10 protein-coding genes are annotated in these 14743 nt (G+C 71.6%); 8 read left to right on the forward strand and 2 right to left on the reverse strand.

The genetic code is table 11. From position 1 onward, the window contains the following. Positions 1 to 45: 45 nt before the first annotated feature. Complete coding sequence (locus tag HNR40_RS10085; RefSeq protein ID WP_184960032.1) at positions 46 to 1224, forward strand: DegT/DnrJ/EryC1/StrS family aminotransferase; 1179 nt, start codon at positions 46 to 48, stop codon at positions 1222 to 1224. A gap of 54 nt (positions 1225 to 1278) precedes the next feature. After that, on the forward strand, positions 1279 to 2361 hold the full coding sequence (locus HNR40_RS10090; protein ID WP_184960034.1) for a glycoside hydrolase family 26 protein: 1083 nt from the start codon (positions 1279 to 1281) through the stop codon (positions 2359 to 2361). On the opposite strand, the gene HNR40_RS10095 is transcribed toward HNR40_RS10090, so the two are convergent. Beyond that, positions 2358 to 3404 (reverse strand): XRE family transcriptional regulator, encoded by a 1047-nt coding sequence (locus HNR40_RS10095; protein WP_184960036.1) that lies wholly within the window; start codon positions 3402 to 3404, stop codon positions 2358 to 2360. The two genes, HNR40_RS10090 and HNR40_RS10095, sit on opposite strands and share 4 nt — an antisense overlap. Before the next feature lie 449 nt (positions 3405 to 3853). On the opposite strand from HNR40_RS10095, the gene HNR40_RS10100 reads away from it, so the two are divergent. Both HNR40_RS10100 and HNR40_RS10105 read left to right on the forward strand, forming a co-directional pair. Beyond that, entirely contained in the window at positions 3854 to 6871 is a 3018-nt protein-coding gene (locus HNR40_RS10100) for a glycosyltransferase family 2 protein (RefSeq protein ID WP_184960038.1), read from the forward strand. Then, positions 6868 to 7263 carry a hypothetical protein gene (locus tag HNR40_RS10105; RefSeq protein ID WP_184960040.1) on the forward strand — a complete coding sequence of 132 codons (396 nt, stop codon included), beginning with the start codon at positions 6868 to 6870 and terminating at the stop codon, positions 7261 to 7263. The genes HNR40_RS10100 and HNR40_RS10105 overlap by 4 nt, the downstream gene beginning before the upstream one ends. A 560-nt stretch (positions 7264 to 7823) precedes the next feature. Here the strand turns inward: HNR40_RS10105 and HNR40_RS10110 are convergent. Further along, a complete protein-coding gene (locus HNR40_RS10110) occupies positions 7824 to 8462 on the reverse strand; it encodes a pyridoxamine 5'-phosphate oxidase family protein (protein ID WP_184960042.1) in 639 nt (212 codons plus the stop codon). Between the two features lie 73 nt (positions 8463 to 8535). Here HNR40_RS10110 and pdxR point away from each other — a divergent pair, with 73 nt between their 5' ends. The 4 genes from pdxR (at position 8536) to HNR40_RS56170 (ending at position 14720) form a co-directional block, all read left to right on the forward strand. Next, a complete protein-coding gene (pdxR, locus tag HNR40_RS10115; RefSeq protein WP_312896266.1) occupies positions 8536 to 9930 on the forward strand; it encodes a MocR-like pyridoxine biosynthesis transcription factor PdxR in 1395 nt (464 codons plus the stop codon). A 9-nt stretch (positions 9931 to 9939) separates the two neighbouring features. Then, complete coding sequence (locus HNR40_RS10120) at positions 9940 to 10971, forward strand: phosphotransferase family protein (RefSeq protein ID WP_184960046.1); 1032 nt, start codon at positions 9940 to 9942, stop codon at positions 10969 to 10971. Further along, a complete protein-coding gene (locus HNR40_RS10125; RefSeq protein ID WP_184960048.1) occupies positions 10968 to 11729 on the forward strand; it encodes an SDR family oxidoreductase in 762 nt (253 codons plus the stop codon). The genes HNR40_RS10120 and HNR40_RS10125 overlap by 4 nt, the downstream gene beginning before the upstream one ends. A 681-nt stretch (positions 11730 to 12410) precedes the next feature. Continuing rightward, positions 12411 to 14720: a serine/threonine-protein kinase gene (locus tag HNR40_RS56170; RefSeq protein ID WP_184960050.1), complete on the forward strand. Its 2310-nt coding sequence runs from the start codon at positions 12411 to 12413 to the stop codon at positions 14718 to 14720. Positions 14721 to 14743 lie beyond the last annotated feature (23 nt).

Raw genomic sequence — 14743 nt, forward strand, 5'->3', positions numbered from 1 at the left:
AGACAAGACCTGCGATCGCTGAAGTTACAGCGTATCGTTCCAGGAGTGCCGAAGAACCAGGGAAAACGGGACGATGTCCTGATCGCGCCGCTGGTTCAGCGGACCGGTCTGCACGGCGTGTACCTGCCCTCCGCCAGGCTCGGGCTCTACCTCGCGTTCCGCGCTCTCGTGGAGCGCGGGCAGCGGGTGCTGATGTCCCCGGTCAACTGCGAGACCGTGCTCTTCGCGGCGGTCGCCGCCGGGTTGCGGCCGGTCATGGCGCCCGTCTCGCCGGACGACGCGACCATCGACGTCGAGCGCGTCGACTGGACCGGGATCGGCGCGGTCGTCGCCACGCACATGTACGGCCTGCCGGGCCGGATCGACCGCCTGGCCGCCGAGTGCGCGGCCAGAGGCGTGGTCCTGGTCGAGGACTGCGCCCACGCCTTCCAGACCCGGCTCGGCGAGCGGCACGTGGGCACGTTCGGCGCGGCGGCGGCCTTCAGCCTGTCCAAGCACGCGCGGGCGGGCTCCGGCGGCGTCCTGCTGTTGCGCGAGGCCGAGGCCGCCCGGCGGGCCGCGGCCATGCGCGACCGGCTGCTGCTCGCCCCCTCCACCGCCGGTGAGCTGCGCACCGTCGTCGCCCCCCTGCTGCGCGACGTCGTCTACGCGCTGCGCCTGAGCACCCCGGCCTGGCGGCTGGCCCGCGCGCTCGGCATCGAGGCCACCTACGTCAGCGACGACTCGCGCGCCCGCGACCTGGCCGCCGTGGGCCACGAGGACCTGCCCGCCTTCGACCGCTGGATGTCCGTCGGCTCCGGCGGCTACCGCAACGCCCACGGCGCCGTGCAGCGCCGGTTCGCCGCCGCCCGCCAGCGCACCGCCGAGCGCGAGCGGGCCCGGCGCGTGGCGGGCGTCAGGCTGCTGGCCGGGCTGCCGGTGACCGCCCCGCCGGTGCGGGAACTGGCCGACCAGCCGCTCTTCCGCGTACCGCTGCTGGTCGAGGAGCGTGACGAGGCGATCCGCGCGCTGGAACGGCGCGGCGTGATCACCACCGCGCTCTACACGCCGCCGCTGGACGAGGACTTCGGCGCGCCGCTCACCGAGCCCGGCCCCACCCCCGAGGTGGCCTCCTGGTGGACCCGCCACGTGCTGCCCGTCGACCCGCTCCAGGCGGCCCGCGCGCTGCCCGTGCTCCGCACCCTCGCCGCGCCGGTACGGCCCGCCGTCAGTACAGCCGATTGAAGGCGGCCTCCCTACACTGGAGGCCGATTCACGCATCATCCGTACGGAGCCCCCATGCCTCAGGAATCGGCGGGAAAGCACGCCGTGCCCCGCAAGAGCCGCCGGGTCCTGTGGAGTCTGGTCGTCGGCCTCGCCGTCCTCGCCACCGGGACCGTCGTGTACGTCACGTCCTCCTCCGCCCCCGACGCGGGCGCCGTCGGCGGCCGCCCGTGCGGCTCCCCCGCCACGCTCAAGCAGGGCCCCGCCTGCGGCGCCTGGTGGGGCATCTACACCCCGCCGGCCAGCGGCGGCCTGCTCAGCTCGGTCACCACGCTGGAACGCCAGGTCGGCAGGAAGTTCGACGTCGTGTTCGCCTACCACGACATGTCCGAGACGCCCAACGGCCAGATGCTGCGCGACGACGAGCCCCAGATCGGCCGCGACCGGCTCCTGCTGCTCGGCTGGGAGTCCGAACGCTGGAACACCTCGGACAACATCCCCTGGGCCAGCATCGCCCGCGGCGAGGCCGACCACAGCGTCATCGACCCCCAGGCGCGGCGCATCAAGGAGTACGGCAAGCCCGTCCTGCTGGGCTTCGACGGCGAGATGGAGATGCGCAAGGACGCCGGAACCCCGGCCGACTACGTGGCCGCCTACCGGCACATCGTCGACCGCTTCCGCACCCTCGGCGTCACCAACGTGGCCTGGGTGTGGGGCGTCACCGGCTACTACCCGTTCCGGCACCGCTGGAAGCCGTTCTACCCGGGTGACGCCTACGTCGACTGGGTCAGCTACGACCCCTACAACTTCGCCCGCTGCCGCAACGCCGAATGGCAGGACTTCAAGACGACGATCAAGCCCACCTACGACTGGTTCGTGAGCAACGGGTTCGGCAAGAAGCCGTTCATCCTGAGCGAGTACGGCAGCGAGCACAACGTGCGCGACGACCGGGCCCGCGGGCGCTGGTACGCCGACGTGCCCGACGTGCTGGAAGACCTGCCCAACATCAAGGCGGTCGTCCAGTGGAACGCCGTGGACGCCGACGGCTGCGACTTCACGCTCACCGGTCCTGGCACGCTGGCCGAGTTCGGGCAGGCGGGGAAGGCGGCCTACGTACGGCAGAGCCTGCCCGCCGCCGTCACCCAGCCTGGGTCCTAGCCAGTCTTCACCCAGGACGGGCGGTCCACGGGTACGAAGCGGAAGATCTGGTCGCGTTTGCCGGAGCAGGCGAGCTGGGCTATCTCGGCGCCGGGGTGGATGTCGGCTTCGCCGTACAGGGCGCCGAGGCATTTGCCGCTGTGGACGGGACGCAGCCTGAACCCGGTGCGGTCGCGCTCCAGCAGGAAACGCTGGTGGGCGGCGGAGATGCACTCGCTGGGAGCGAGCAGGGCCTCGTCGCCGAGGTAGGCGCCGTCCACGCTCAGGCAGCCGACGCCCTCCTTGGGGTGATGCCACTGGATCTCGTAGACGCCGGGGCCGAGGGCTTTGAGGTAGATGCCGGGACCCTCGGCCGAGCAGGAGACCTGGACGGCCAGCGGGCGGTTGGTCCGGCCCGAGCGCTCGCGGCCCTCGCTCACGCACAGGCCGCGGTCGGCGACGTGCGCGGGGACGATCTGGTACCAGCCGTCCTGCGGGGCCTGCGCCGTGGCGGTCTGGCTGGCCGCGGCGCGGCCTTCCAGCATGTCGCCCACGCCTCTGATGAGCGTGGGGGCGAACAGGAGCGCGACCGCGAGCCCTGCGGCCACCGCGATCGCCGGCCACCACCGGCGGGCCAGGGACCTGCGCGGCGGGGCAGGTTCGGCCGGATCCGGCGACGGGCGCACCGGCGTCCCTGGGTCAGGCCCGATCTCGCTTGTACCGGCCTGTTCGCCAGTGCCGTTCTGGCCGCTTGTGCCGGTCTGCTCGCCTGTGCCGGCCTGCTCTACGGTGCCGGCTGCCAGGTTTCTTCTGGCGCGGATCCAGCGGTCGGTCTCCGCCTCGTCCAGGCCGCAGGCGGCGGTGAAGGCGGCCACGAAGTCCTCCCTGGGCAGGGTGGTCCTGCCCAAGACGCCCGCCACCGTGCTCACCGGCAGCGCGCCGCCCGACGCGCTCGCCAGCCGCCGGTAGGTGAGGCCGCTCCAGCGGCGTAATCGGGCCAGCGCGGCGACGTACTCGGCGCCGGTGGTGGCTTGCGCCGGGTCGGGGGGACCGTCCTCGTCCAACGCTGCTTCTTCCGCTCGGAGCCCACTCCCGGCTCGGGCGGTCATGCTAACAAATGATCTTTACTCGGGTCATCCCCCCTGCCCTGACGAGGGAAGGGAGGCAGGGGGGATGCTCGATCGGCCGGTCAGCAGCAGATGTCGGCTCCGCGTAGAACGTTGCCGCGCGGCTCCCGCCTCGGCCGGAGCCGAAGCCGATGCCCCTGTTTCCGGCTTCGTGCTTCCTGACCGCCTCGGAGCGGACACGGACGTGGGATGCGCATCGGGCGACCTCCGTCGGGCAGGTTTTAAGGACCACCCAGAAGCTCGCCCACCCGGCCGCCCGCTGCCAAGATCGAACAACGTTCCGAACTGTTCGGAACACTCTGAACGAGACGGTGATCAGGCGATTCCGGACCGAGTAAAGTCACGGGTAGCCGTCGTTCAGCTCTGGGTCGGGAAAGGTACACACGGTGGAGGGCAGGCAAGCCGACGAGGCGCTCGATGACGAGACGACACGTCAGCTGAAGCGGCCCGCCGCCGACAAGGCGGCCTTAGCTGACGACGACACGACGAAGGTGGCCCGGCTGCCCAGGCCGCGCGCCGACGACGAGGACGACGCGCCCACCGGCGTGCTGGTCTGGGACGCGCGCAAGCTGCTCCCACCGGAGCCGGATGAGGACGAGGACGACGCCACCAGCACCCGCCCGATCCCGAAGATCCCGGCCGCGCCGCCGCCCCCGATCGACGAGAAGGCGGTGCCCACGCTCTCGGTGGTCGTCGTCACCGGCGAGGTCGGCGCCTGGCACCAGCTACGCGTCACGCTCGCCTCCCTGCGCGCCCAGCTTGAGCCGCCCGAGCAGATCATCGTGGTCGTCGACCACTGCCCCGAGCTGGCCGACCTGGCCCGCGGCGGGCTGGACGACGTCGTGGTGCTGCACAACGAGGGGCAGCGCGGCGTGGCCGCCGCCCGCAACCTGGGCCTGACGGTCGCGACCGGCGACGTCGTCGCCTTCCACGACGACGAGACGGCCGCCGAGCCCGACTGGTCCACCTGCCTGATGCGGTCCTTCGACGACCGGCGGGTGCTGGCCGTGCGGAGCAACCTGACGCTGCGGTGGGTGGCGGGGCGGCCGAGGTGGTTCCCCGAGGAGCTCGCCTGGATCATGGGCGCCTCGTGCACCGGCTCGCCCGACGAGGCCGGGCCGATCGACGACATCTACGGCGCCGGGGTGGCCTTCCGCCGCGCCGCGCTGACCGAGGCGGGCGGCTTCCCCGCCGACCTCGACCACCAGGCGGGCGACGTGCTCGCCGAGCCGCCCGGAGGCGTGAAGGCCGAGCTGTTCCACCTGCTCAAGGAGCGCAACCCCAACGGCCGGGTCCACTTCGAACCCTCCGCGCACCTGCGGGCGGGCATCTCGGCCAGGCGGGCCACGCGGGCGTACGTGATCTCCCGCTGTGTCGCCGAGGGCAAGTCGCTGGCGGCGGTCCCCCACCGCGGGCGGGGGCGGCGGGCGCTCAGCGCGCACCTGGCGCAGCTGAAGTCCTCGCTGCCGCGCACGACCTTCCAGGCGATCACCGTCACCGGGCCCGGCAACGTCCGGCCGGGGCAGGCGCTGATCACCCGGCTGCTGGCGATGCTCGCCACCGTCATCGGCTACATGAGCGGCCGCATGGACTCCACGCGCGCCGACCAGATCCCCGCCGCGGGGAACCTGACCTGGTTCGTGGCCCGCACCGCGCTGCCGGTCTCCACCATCCTGTGGGGGCTGTCGCTGCGCCGGGTCAAGCTCGACCAGATGACCGACCTCGGACTGCTCACGGTCCTGCCGGCGACGTTCTGGATCGCGATCGTGGTCATGATCGTCGGGTTCGTGGCGCTGCTCAACGACCGGCACGCGCTGGAGCTGTGGCACGCCGGATACGCGCTCATCCTCATCGCGGTCCTGCACGCCACGCCCAGCCTGCTCTATCCCACGCTGCGCTACCCGTGGGCGTGGAAGCACGTCTCGGTCATCGACTACCTGATCAGGCACGGCGCCACCGACCCCGCCGCGGGCTCGCTGTCGGCCTACCACCAGTGGCCGGGGTTCTTCTCCTTCTTCGCCCTGATGACCGAGGCGGCGGGGCTGGAGAACGCGCTCGACATCGCCAAGTGGGGCCCGCTGGTCTTCAACGTGGCCACGCTGCTTCCGTTGCTGCTGCTGTTCAGGACCGTGACCCGCAACAGGCAGCTCATCTGGGGCGGCATCTGGGTGTACTTCTCCTGCTCGTGGGTCGGGCAGGACTACTTCTCGCCGCAGGCCACCACGCTGGTGCTCTACCTCATCGTGCTGGCCGTGGTCGTGCGGAGGTTCAGACGCGGGCCCATCAGGGCCGGAGACGATCCCCACGGGCTGGCCGCCGAGCCGCCGCCCATGACGACGACGTACGCGCGGCTCACCTGGACGCTGCTGCTGGTCGTCCCGATCGCCGCGATCGCCTCCTCCCACCAGCTCACGCCGCTCATGCTGGTGGCCACGCTCGGCCTGCTGTTCATCCTGCGGCGTTACCGCAACTTCGGCATCCTCATGGTGAGCGCGACGTTGGCCGCCGGCTGGGCCGTGGGCATCGCCTGGCAGGTGCTCGAAAGCAAGATCAACTTCATCGTCGGCTCGCTCGGCGACGCCGGCGGCAACCTCGACGCCGGGCTCGTGGCCCTCGGTGACGTCGCCCCCGGCCAGGTGATCGTCGCCTACGCCGACCGCGCCCTGTCCGTCGGCCTGTGGCTGCTGGCCATCGGCGGCGCCATCCTGCGCCGCCAGTGGCTGCGCCGTCCCGGCCTGCCGCTGCTGATGATCGGGCTGGCGCCGCTGGCCTTCTTCGCCGCCGGCAGCTACGGCGGCGAGATCCTCTTCCGCGTCTACCTGTTCACGCTGCCGATGACCGCGTTCCTGGCCGCCGCCGTCTTCCTGCCCAGCAAGCGCGCCTTCGTACGGCTGGCCGTCCTGCCCGTCGTCCTGCTGCTGATGGTCGCCGGCTTCTTCTTCGGCAACTACGGCAAGGAACAGGGCAACTACTTCACCCTCGACGAGGTCGAGCTGGTCAAGGAGCTCCACCGGATCGCCCCCGTCAACTCGCTCATCGTCGCGCCCACCTTCTTCCTGCCCGGCGCCTACGACCAATACGAACGCTTCGACCAGAGCTGGCTCGACGAACTACCGCCCTCACGCGAGGCCGTCCCCAACCTGCCCGCCTACGTGCCGACGCTCGCCGAGTTCGTCAAGAAGCCGGCGCCGTCGCTGATCAACCTCATGTCCAAGCTCCCGCCCGGCGCCAAGGGCTACCTCGTGCTCAACCGCACCCAGCGCCCCGCCACCGAGACGCCCGGCATTCTGCCCAAGGGCACCATCGACCGGCTCAAACGGGAGGTGGAGGCGTCGAAGCGGTTCAAGAAGGTGCTGAGCAACCCCGGTGGGGACGTCTACGAACTGCTGCCGGAGAAATCATGACGTTCTCGCGGGTGTCGTTGCTGTTGCTGGGACTGTCCGGGTGGCTCGCCGTCCTCGTCGGCCATCTGGCCGCGGGGTCGGCCGTGCGGGTGGTGGTGACGATCCTGTTCCTGGTGCTGTGCCCGGGGGCGGCGGTGCTGGGGCTGGTCCGGCCGCTGCTGGGGCGGCGCGACCACACGGGTGACGCGATGGAGAGCGGGGCGCTGGCGTTCGCCATCAGCGTGGGGCTGGGCATGCTGGTCAGCGAGGCGTTCTTCCTCACCTCCACGTTCACCCTGGACCGCGCGCTCATCACTCTTGCCGCCATCACGTCCGCGGCCGCCTTGGGCGCCATGTTCACCACCTCCCGCACCCGCTCCTCTCGCGAAGGCGTCATTCGCCGCCGATCTTGACCTCTTTCTCTCTCATCCGTTACGGCAAGCCAAGTGGGCGCCTCCCGCCGTCGCGGGCTCGCACCCGTGCGAGGCCGGCCGGCAGTCGGACGGGGTTCTCGCCGTAACGCCGCACGTGTGACCACTGCCCGTGGCCCACGCTGCCCGCCGCGACTACGCGCCGGTCACCACCGTCCCCCATCCCGCCGTCTCGGCGCGGGGAAAAGCCCGGGGGCCTGACCTACTACCCCAGCGTCTCAGCCCCTCGCCCCCTCGACCTCTCACCCCTCGGCCTCTCGCCCCCTCACCCCTCGCCGCCTCACCCCTCGCCCCCTCGGCTCCTCGGTCCCTCGGCTCCTCGCCGCCTCACCCCTCGCCCCCTCGGCTCCTCGGTCCCTCGGCTCCTCGGCCTCACACCCCTCAGCCCCTCGGCCTCACGCGCCTTGGCCTCTTGGCGTCTCACCGCTTGGCCTCTTGGCGTCTCGGCTCTTGGTCTGTTGGCGTCTCGGCTCATCGCTTCCTTGGTCCTTCGGTCCCTCGGTCTCGCCCTTGGGGTCTCGGGTGTTGGGTGGGTGGGCCGGTTAGGTGCGGGAGTGGATGTGGGTGGGGGGTTGGGTGGTGGGGTCCAGGACGGGGTCGGGGATGGGGGTGCCGTAGGTGGTGACCAGCGGGAGGATGCCGGCCCAGATGGGGAGGGCGTAGTCGTAGTCCTCGTCGCTGGGAGGGCCGGTGCGGAGCTTTACCGAGGCTTCCGTGAGGCTCAGGGCCAGGACTGAGGTGGCGGCCAGTTCCTTGCGGCTGGGCTGGCGGGCGTAGTCCCACTGGCCGGGAGCCAGGTGGTCGGTGAGGGCGCGGAGGCCGGCGAGGCGTTCGTCGGGGTCGGTGACCAGGCGGGCGGTGCCGTAGATCATGGCGCTGCGGTAGTTGAACGAGTGGTTGAAGACCGAGCGCGCCAGGACTATGCCGTCCACGTGCGTCACCGTCACGCAGATTTCTGTGTCCTGGCCTGAGCGGAGGGACTTGGCGCCGGTGGAGCCGTGGAGGTAGAGGGTGTCGTCGATGCGGCCGTAGCCGGTCGGGACGACCATCGGGTGCCCGTCGTGCACCACGCCCAGGTGGCAGATCAGCCCGGTGTCGAGCACCTCGTACAGGTCGGCGCGGTCGGTGCTGGCGCGGTGCTTCTCGCGGCCGAGCGTGGTGCGGGGTGTGGTGGAGAGCATGCGGTCCATACTGCACAGGAAGTGGACTTGTAGATTAGGGCCACTAAATGCCGATTCATGGAGACCACTTCCTGTGCGCAGCCTTGTTGACCTGCCTGTCGCTCTTTCCCGGGAGTCGGCGGAGCCGCTTGCCGCTCAATTGACCGCCTGGCTGCGGGAGGCCATGCGGGGCGGGACGCTGGCTCCCGGGGAGCGGTTGCCGTCCAGCCGGGGGCTGGCGGCGCAGCTGGGCGTCAGCCGTACCGTGGTGACTGAGGCCTACCAGCAGCTTTACGCGGAGGGATGGCTGGACGGGCGGCACGGGTCGGGGACGTTCGTGGCCCAGTTGTACGCGCCTCCGCCGGCCGTTGACGCCCCCATGACCACTGTGGCTCCGCCCGTCTCGGCGGACACGAAGCCCCTGATCGATCTGGCGCCGGGTGAGCCCTGGGTGCGGGACTTCGACCGGGCCGCGTGGAAGCGGGCGTGGCGCAAGGCGGCCGATCTGCCTCCGGGCGACGACCCCGACCCGTACGGCCTGCCATACCTGCGAGAACTGCTCGCCGCGCACCTCAGGCGGACCAGGGCCGTGGCGGTCGGGCCCGAAAACGTCCTTGTCACCAGGGGCACCGCCAACGGCCTGGACCTGGTCACGCTCGCGCTGCTCGGGCGGGGCGGGCGGGCCGGAGTGGAGGATCCGGGCTATCGGGTCACCCGGAACGTCTTCGCCGGGCGTGGCGTCGAGGTGGTGCCGTGCCCGGTGGACAGCGACGGCGTGATCGTGGAGGGGCTGCCCGGGGATCTGAGTGTGCTGTATACGACTCCTGCGCATCAGTACCCGATGGGCGGGCGGCTGCCGATCCCGCGCAGGGAGCGACTGCTGGCGTGGGCCAGGCGGACCGGCGCGATGATCGTGGAGGACGACTACGACGCCGAGTTCCGCTACGACGTGGCGCCGCTGCCCGCGCTCTACGGGCTCGATCCGTCGCGTGTCGTGTTGCTGGGGACGTTGTCCAAGTCGCTCGCCCCGGACGTCGGCGTCGGCTGGCTGGTCGGGCAGCGGGACCTTCTGGCCAGGATCGCGGGCATCAGGAAGGATCTGGGCGACCGTACCAGCGGGCCGGTGCAGCAGGCGGTCGGCACGCTGCTGGAGCACGGCGACCTCGACCGGCACCTGCGGCGGATGCGCCTGGAGTACGCGCGCCGCCGGGCCGCCGTGGTCGAGATCCTGGGCCCGGTGTGCCGTCTGCACGGCGACACGGCGGGCCTGCACGTCCTGGCCGAACTGCCCGAGGACGTGGTGGCGGAGATCGTGCGCGAGGCCGCCGCGCGCGGTGTGCGCCTGGACTCGGTGGAGCGCCACCACCACGGCGCGCCGAGGGTGCACGGACTGGTCATCGGGTACGGCTCCGCGTCGCTGGCCGACGTCCGCAAGGGCTGCGCGATTCTCGCGGACCTCATTGCGCCGCTGACCAGAGCAAGGTTCTAATGTGGTCCCATGACCGTTCCCGGCTTGGACTGGCCCCGACTGGCCGACTGGATCGCCACCCACGTGCCCGGCGCCGGTGAGGCGCTGTCGGCGTCGCTGATCTCCGGCGGCAAGTCGAACCTCACCTACCGCGTCGAGTGCGGCGAGCGGCCGGTCGTGCTGCGCCGCCCGCCGCTCGGGCACGTGCTGCCGACCGCGCACGACATGCGCCGCGAGTGGCGGGTGATCTCCGCGCTGAACGGCACGCCGGTTCCGGTGCCCGAGGCGCTCGCCTTCTGCGCCGACGAGGAGGTCATCGGGGCCCCCTTCTACGTGATGGGTCACGTGGACGGCGCAGCCGTACGCACCAGGGCCGAGCTCGGCGACCCGCCGCCCGAGCAGGCCCGGCGGCTGTCGCAACGGCTGGCGGAGATCCTCGCGGCCATCCACGACGTCGACTACCGGCAGGTGGGGCTGGGCGACTTCGGGCGGCCCGAGGGGTACCTGGCCAGGCAGCTGAACCGGTGGGAACAGCAGTGGGAGCGGTCGAAGGCGGCCGACCTGCCCGAGTACGACCGGCTGGTGGGGCGGCTGCGCGAGCGTATGCCGGCGCGATCGGAGAGCACGCTCGTGCACGGCGACTACCGGCTGGACAACACGCTGGTCAGGCGGGATCCGCCGGAGATCCTGGCGGTGGTCGACTGGGAGATGTCCACGCTCGGCGATCCACTGGCCGATCTGGGGCTGACGCTCACGTACTGGCAGGATCCGGGCGACGCGGAACGTGCCGGCGTGCCCGTGGCCGGGGATGTGACGCTGGCGCCGGGGTTTCTGAACGCGGCCGAGTTCGCCGCGTGCTACGCCAAGGTGTCCGGGCGGGATATCTCGGACATCAATTACTACGTGGCTTTCGGCAACTTCAAGCTGGCCGTCATCGTCGAGGGTATCCATGCCAGGTTCCGGCAGGGTAAGACCGTGGGAGAGGGCTTCGACGGCATCGGCGCCGCCGTACCCACGCTGATCGCCCGCGCCCACCGCATGCTCGACCAGGAGGCCCCATGAGTACGGTCGCGTTGATCACCGGAGCCGCCAGCGGGATCGGCGCGGCCGTCGCCAGGCGACTGGCCCGCGGCGGCGCCCGCTGCGTGCTCGTCGACGTCGACGCGGACGGCGCGGAACGGCTGGCCAAAGAGCTCGACGGCACCGCGGTGGCGGGCGACGTCACCGACCGCGACACCTCCGCGCGGGCCGTCGCCACCGCCGAGCGCGCGTACGGCCGGCTCGACCTCGTCCATCTCAACGCCGGCATCTCCAGCGGCGTGGACCTGACCGCCTTCGACCCCGACCAGTACCGCAAGGCCGTCGGCGTCAACGTCGACGGCGTCGTGTACGGCGTGGCCGAATCCCTGCCCGCCCTCACCCGCGGAGGCGGCGGCGCGATCGTGGTCACCTCGTCGCTGGCCGGGCTCGTCGCCTATGACGGGGACCCGGTGTACACGATGACCAAGCACGCGGTGGTGGGACTGGTCAGAGGGCTGGCCAAGCCGCTCGCCGCGTCCGGGGTGCGGATCGGGGCGGTGTGCCCCGGGTTCACCGACACGCCTTTGGTGGCCGGGATGCGGGACGTGTTCCTGGGGGCCGGGTTCCCGCTGCTGGACGCTGAGGACGTGGCGGCGGCGGTGGAGACGGCCTTCTACTCCGAGGAACCCGGCACCATCCTGATCGTCCAGCCCGGCCGCGCCCCCGTCCCTTACCGGTTCGCCGGCGTCCCAGGCCCGGCAGGCGGCGAACGCCCACCCACCCCCATAACCACCACCTAACCCGCCACCCCACGCCCCGCCGCCCGGCGCCTCGCGCCCCGGGTGCCGCAGTGCTGCCTGGACCGCACCACCCACGCGACCTCCGGCGCGCCACCCAACAACACGCCGCCTCGCCCGACACGCCCAGTACCGCGCCCACGCTGCGCCACCCGCTACCTGGCGCCGCTGGTTGCGGGTGGGGACCCCGGAGGCGCGGGAACCCGGAGGCGGAGGTGCCGCTGCTGGGAAGGCCGTGGTGCCCGGGAGACCGTGGGCGCCCGGAACCCGGAGCGCCCAGGAGCCCTGGGTGCCCGAAATCCGGAGCGCCCAGGAGCCCTGGGTGCCCGGAACCCCGGAGTGCCTGGAGGCCAGGGGAGCGCGACTCAGAGGCGGGGTCCCGAACAGCCGTGTGGCCGTGGCTCGGGGCCGGAGGGTGAGAAGCCGGGAGGGCGTGGCTCGGAGGTCGGGGTGTGAGGAGTCAGGGGCGAGTGAGGGCGTGACTTAGAGCGGGTTGGAAGGGAGCCGGGGCGAGGGTTCGGAGGGTGGGTGGGGTTGGGGCTGGTCAGGGGGGTGGGTGGGGAGACCGGTTAGAGAAGGTATCGGTATAGCCGTTCACATCCGGAGATGGCAGTAGTTTCATGAAAACCTGACCGCTAGATCGCACGTCCAATCTGGTGGGCCGCCTCCTGATGGGAGTTGGCGATGGAGTGGAGTGCCCCCGGTTACACCGAGATCCGACAGCTCGGTACGGGCGGAAGTGGCCGGGTCGTCTTGGCCGAGCACGACGACACCGGTGTCAAAGTCGCGATCAAGTATCTGGCCGAACGGCTCAGGCAGGATCCGGCCGCGCTGGCCAGGTTCCAGTCGGAGGCGCGGCTGCTCACCACGTTGCGCGATCAGCACATCGCGACCATGTGGGAGTACATCCAGGAGCCCAGCGGCGCCGCCATCGTGATGGAGCTGGTCAACGGCGTGTCCCTGCGCGCCCTGCTCCGCGAGAACGGCACCACGAGCCCCGAGGCGGCCCTGGTGGTGCTGAAGGGTTCGCTGCTGGGGCTGGCCCGTGCGCACACGATCGGGCTGGTGCACCGGGACTACAAGCCGGAGAACGTGATCGTCCGCGAGGACGGGGCCAGCAAGCTGGTCGACTTCGGCATCGCCGTACGGGAGGGGACGGCTGCCCATCCCGAGGGCACGCCGCCCTACATGGCGCCGGAGATGTGGGCGGGCGGGCCCGCCTCACCGGCCACCGACGTGTACGCGGCGACCGCGGTCTTCTTCGAGTGCCTGACCGGGCACCGGCCCTATCGTTCGACCGAGCCGAGCGTGCTGGGCTATCAGCATCTGCACGCGCCGATCCCGGTCCACGACGCGCCGGAGCCCGTACGCGATCTCGTGACCCGAGGCATGGCCAAGCATCCCGACCAGCGCCCGGCCAGTGCGGCGGACTTCGTGGCCGAGCTGGAGGAGGCGGCCAGGGCGGGCTACGGCGAGGACTGGGAGGAACGCGGCAAACGCCGCCTGGCCGCGCTGGTGGCCCTGCTGGCGGCTCTCTGGCCGGTCCCGCAACCGGTGGCGACGCCTGAGGTGGGCACGTCCGTGACGCGGACGGTCTTCAAGGCGATGCGGCACAACGCGGTCAGGATGGGGGTCGGCACGGGCCTGGCGGTCGCGGTGGCGGTCGCCGCGGTGGTGATCCTGAGCTCGCGCGGTCCGTCGACCACTCCGGTGGACGTGGTCGCGGCGTCGCGGACTCCGGCGCCGCTCAGCCCGGCGCAGTTAGGCACGCCGCCGACGACCACGCTCCCGGAGACCCCCGAGGTGGTCGATCCGAGCGCGGTGGCCTCCGTGCCGGTGGCGGTGATCCCGTCGGCGTCGAGCCCGTCCAGCCCGGAGCCCACCGATCCGCCCGAGACCACCGGCCCGGCCGAGACCACCGCACCCACCACCAATACCCCCACGCCCACCAAGCCAACGACCAAACCGACCACCAAGACACCCACCCCGAAACCCACGAAGACGCCCACTCCCCCGGCGACGGTCTCGGGCATCGGCCTGGGCAAGCTGACGCTCTCCTCCAATGACGGGAACGCGGCCGCTGGAACGGCCACCGTACGCGTCACGAGCAAGGTCCCGGTCACGCTGACGGCCCGCTTCACGGTCGGCGGCACGCCCGTCAAGACCACGACGGCGCGGCTGAGCGGCGCGCTCAGCTACACGCGCTCCTTCAGCCACACCCTGGACGACAGCGCGTGCGGCGAGACGGTCACGCTGACCGTCAGCACCTCGCCCGCCGCGACGGGCGGCGCGAAGAGCGCGAGCGTGAACGTCCCCGAATGCCCCACGGAGGTCACCCGCCTGCGCGTGGCGCTGTCGGTGGCCGAGTCACCCGGCCGCGCGGTGAGCATGCGGATCTCGGCCGCGGCCAGCGGAACGGCCGCGATCCCGATGCGCGCAAGCCTTTCCCTGAACGGCGAGCCGGTCCTGACCCGGGAGTCGACCCTGTCCGGCGACACCTCCTACACCCGCGCCTACAGCCACACCTTCGACAAGCGTCCCTGCGGCGGCACGCTGACCGTCACCGTCACCGCGGGCGACCGGCAGGCCACGTCACGGGCGACGGTCAGCTGTCCGGCGGGCGTGCAGCGCATCAGCGTGCTGCGCGCCGCGCTCGGCGCGCGCGGCCTGGCGAGCGCGGCGGTCGCCGTCTCCACCCTCAACGACCAGGCGGTACGGCTGAGCGTCGTGTTCACCGTGGCGGGACGGACCATCGGCAGCGACGCCGTGGACCTGGCCGGGGAGACCTCCTACACCAGATCCTTCTCGTTCCAGGCCGGGAAGACGCCCTGCGGGTCCCGGTGGTCGGTGACGGCGTCGGCCGGAGGGAAGGCGGACAGCGCCAGCGGACAAACCCCCGCCTGCCCCTCCGAACCCTCCGAAAGCCCGTCGGAGACGCCAACAGAACAGAAACCCTCCGAGAAGACGTCGGAAACCCCCAAACCGGAACGGTGAAATATCCGACTTCTCTGGAGTAA

This window comes from Nonomuraea endophytica (assembly GCF_014203235.1).
Lineage (GTDB): Bacteria > Actinomycetota > Actinomycetes > Streptosporangiales > Streptosporangiaceae > Nonomuraea > Nonomuraea endophytica.

Coding starts and splice junctions, on each gene's coding strand:
- HNR40_RS10125 (WP_184960048.1), top strand. CDS start 10,968: ATGAGTACGGTCGCGTTGATCACCGGAGCCGCCAGCGGGATCGGCGCG.
- HNR40_RS10105 (WP_184960040.1), top strand. CDS start 6,868: ATGACGTTCTCGCGGGTGTCGTTGCTGTTGCTGGGACTGTCCGGGTGG.
- HNR40_RS56170 (WP_184960050.1), top strand. CDS start 12,411: ATGGAGTGGAGTGCCCCCGGTTACACCGAGATCCGACAGCTCGGTACG.
- HNR40_RS10110 (WP_184960042.1), bottom strand. CDS start 8,462: ATGCTCTCCACCACACCCCGCACCACGCTCGGCCGCGAGAAGCACCGC.
- HNR40_RS10120 (WP_184960046.1), top strand. CDS start 9,940: ATGACCGTTCCCGGCTTGGACTGGCCCCGACTGGCCGACTGGATCGCC.
- HNR40_RS10090 (WP_184960034.1), top strand. CDS start 1,279: ATGCCTCAGGAATCGGCGGGAAAGCACGCCGTGCCCCGCAAGAGCCGC.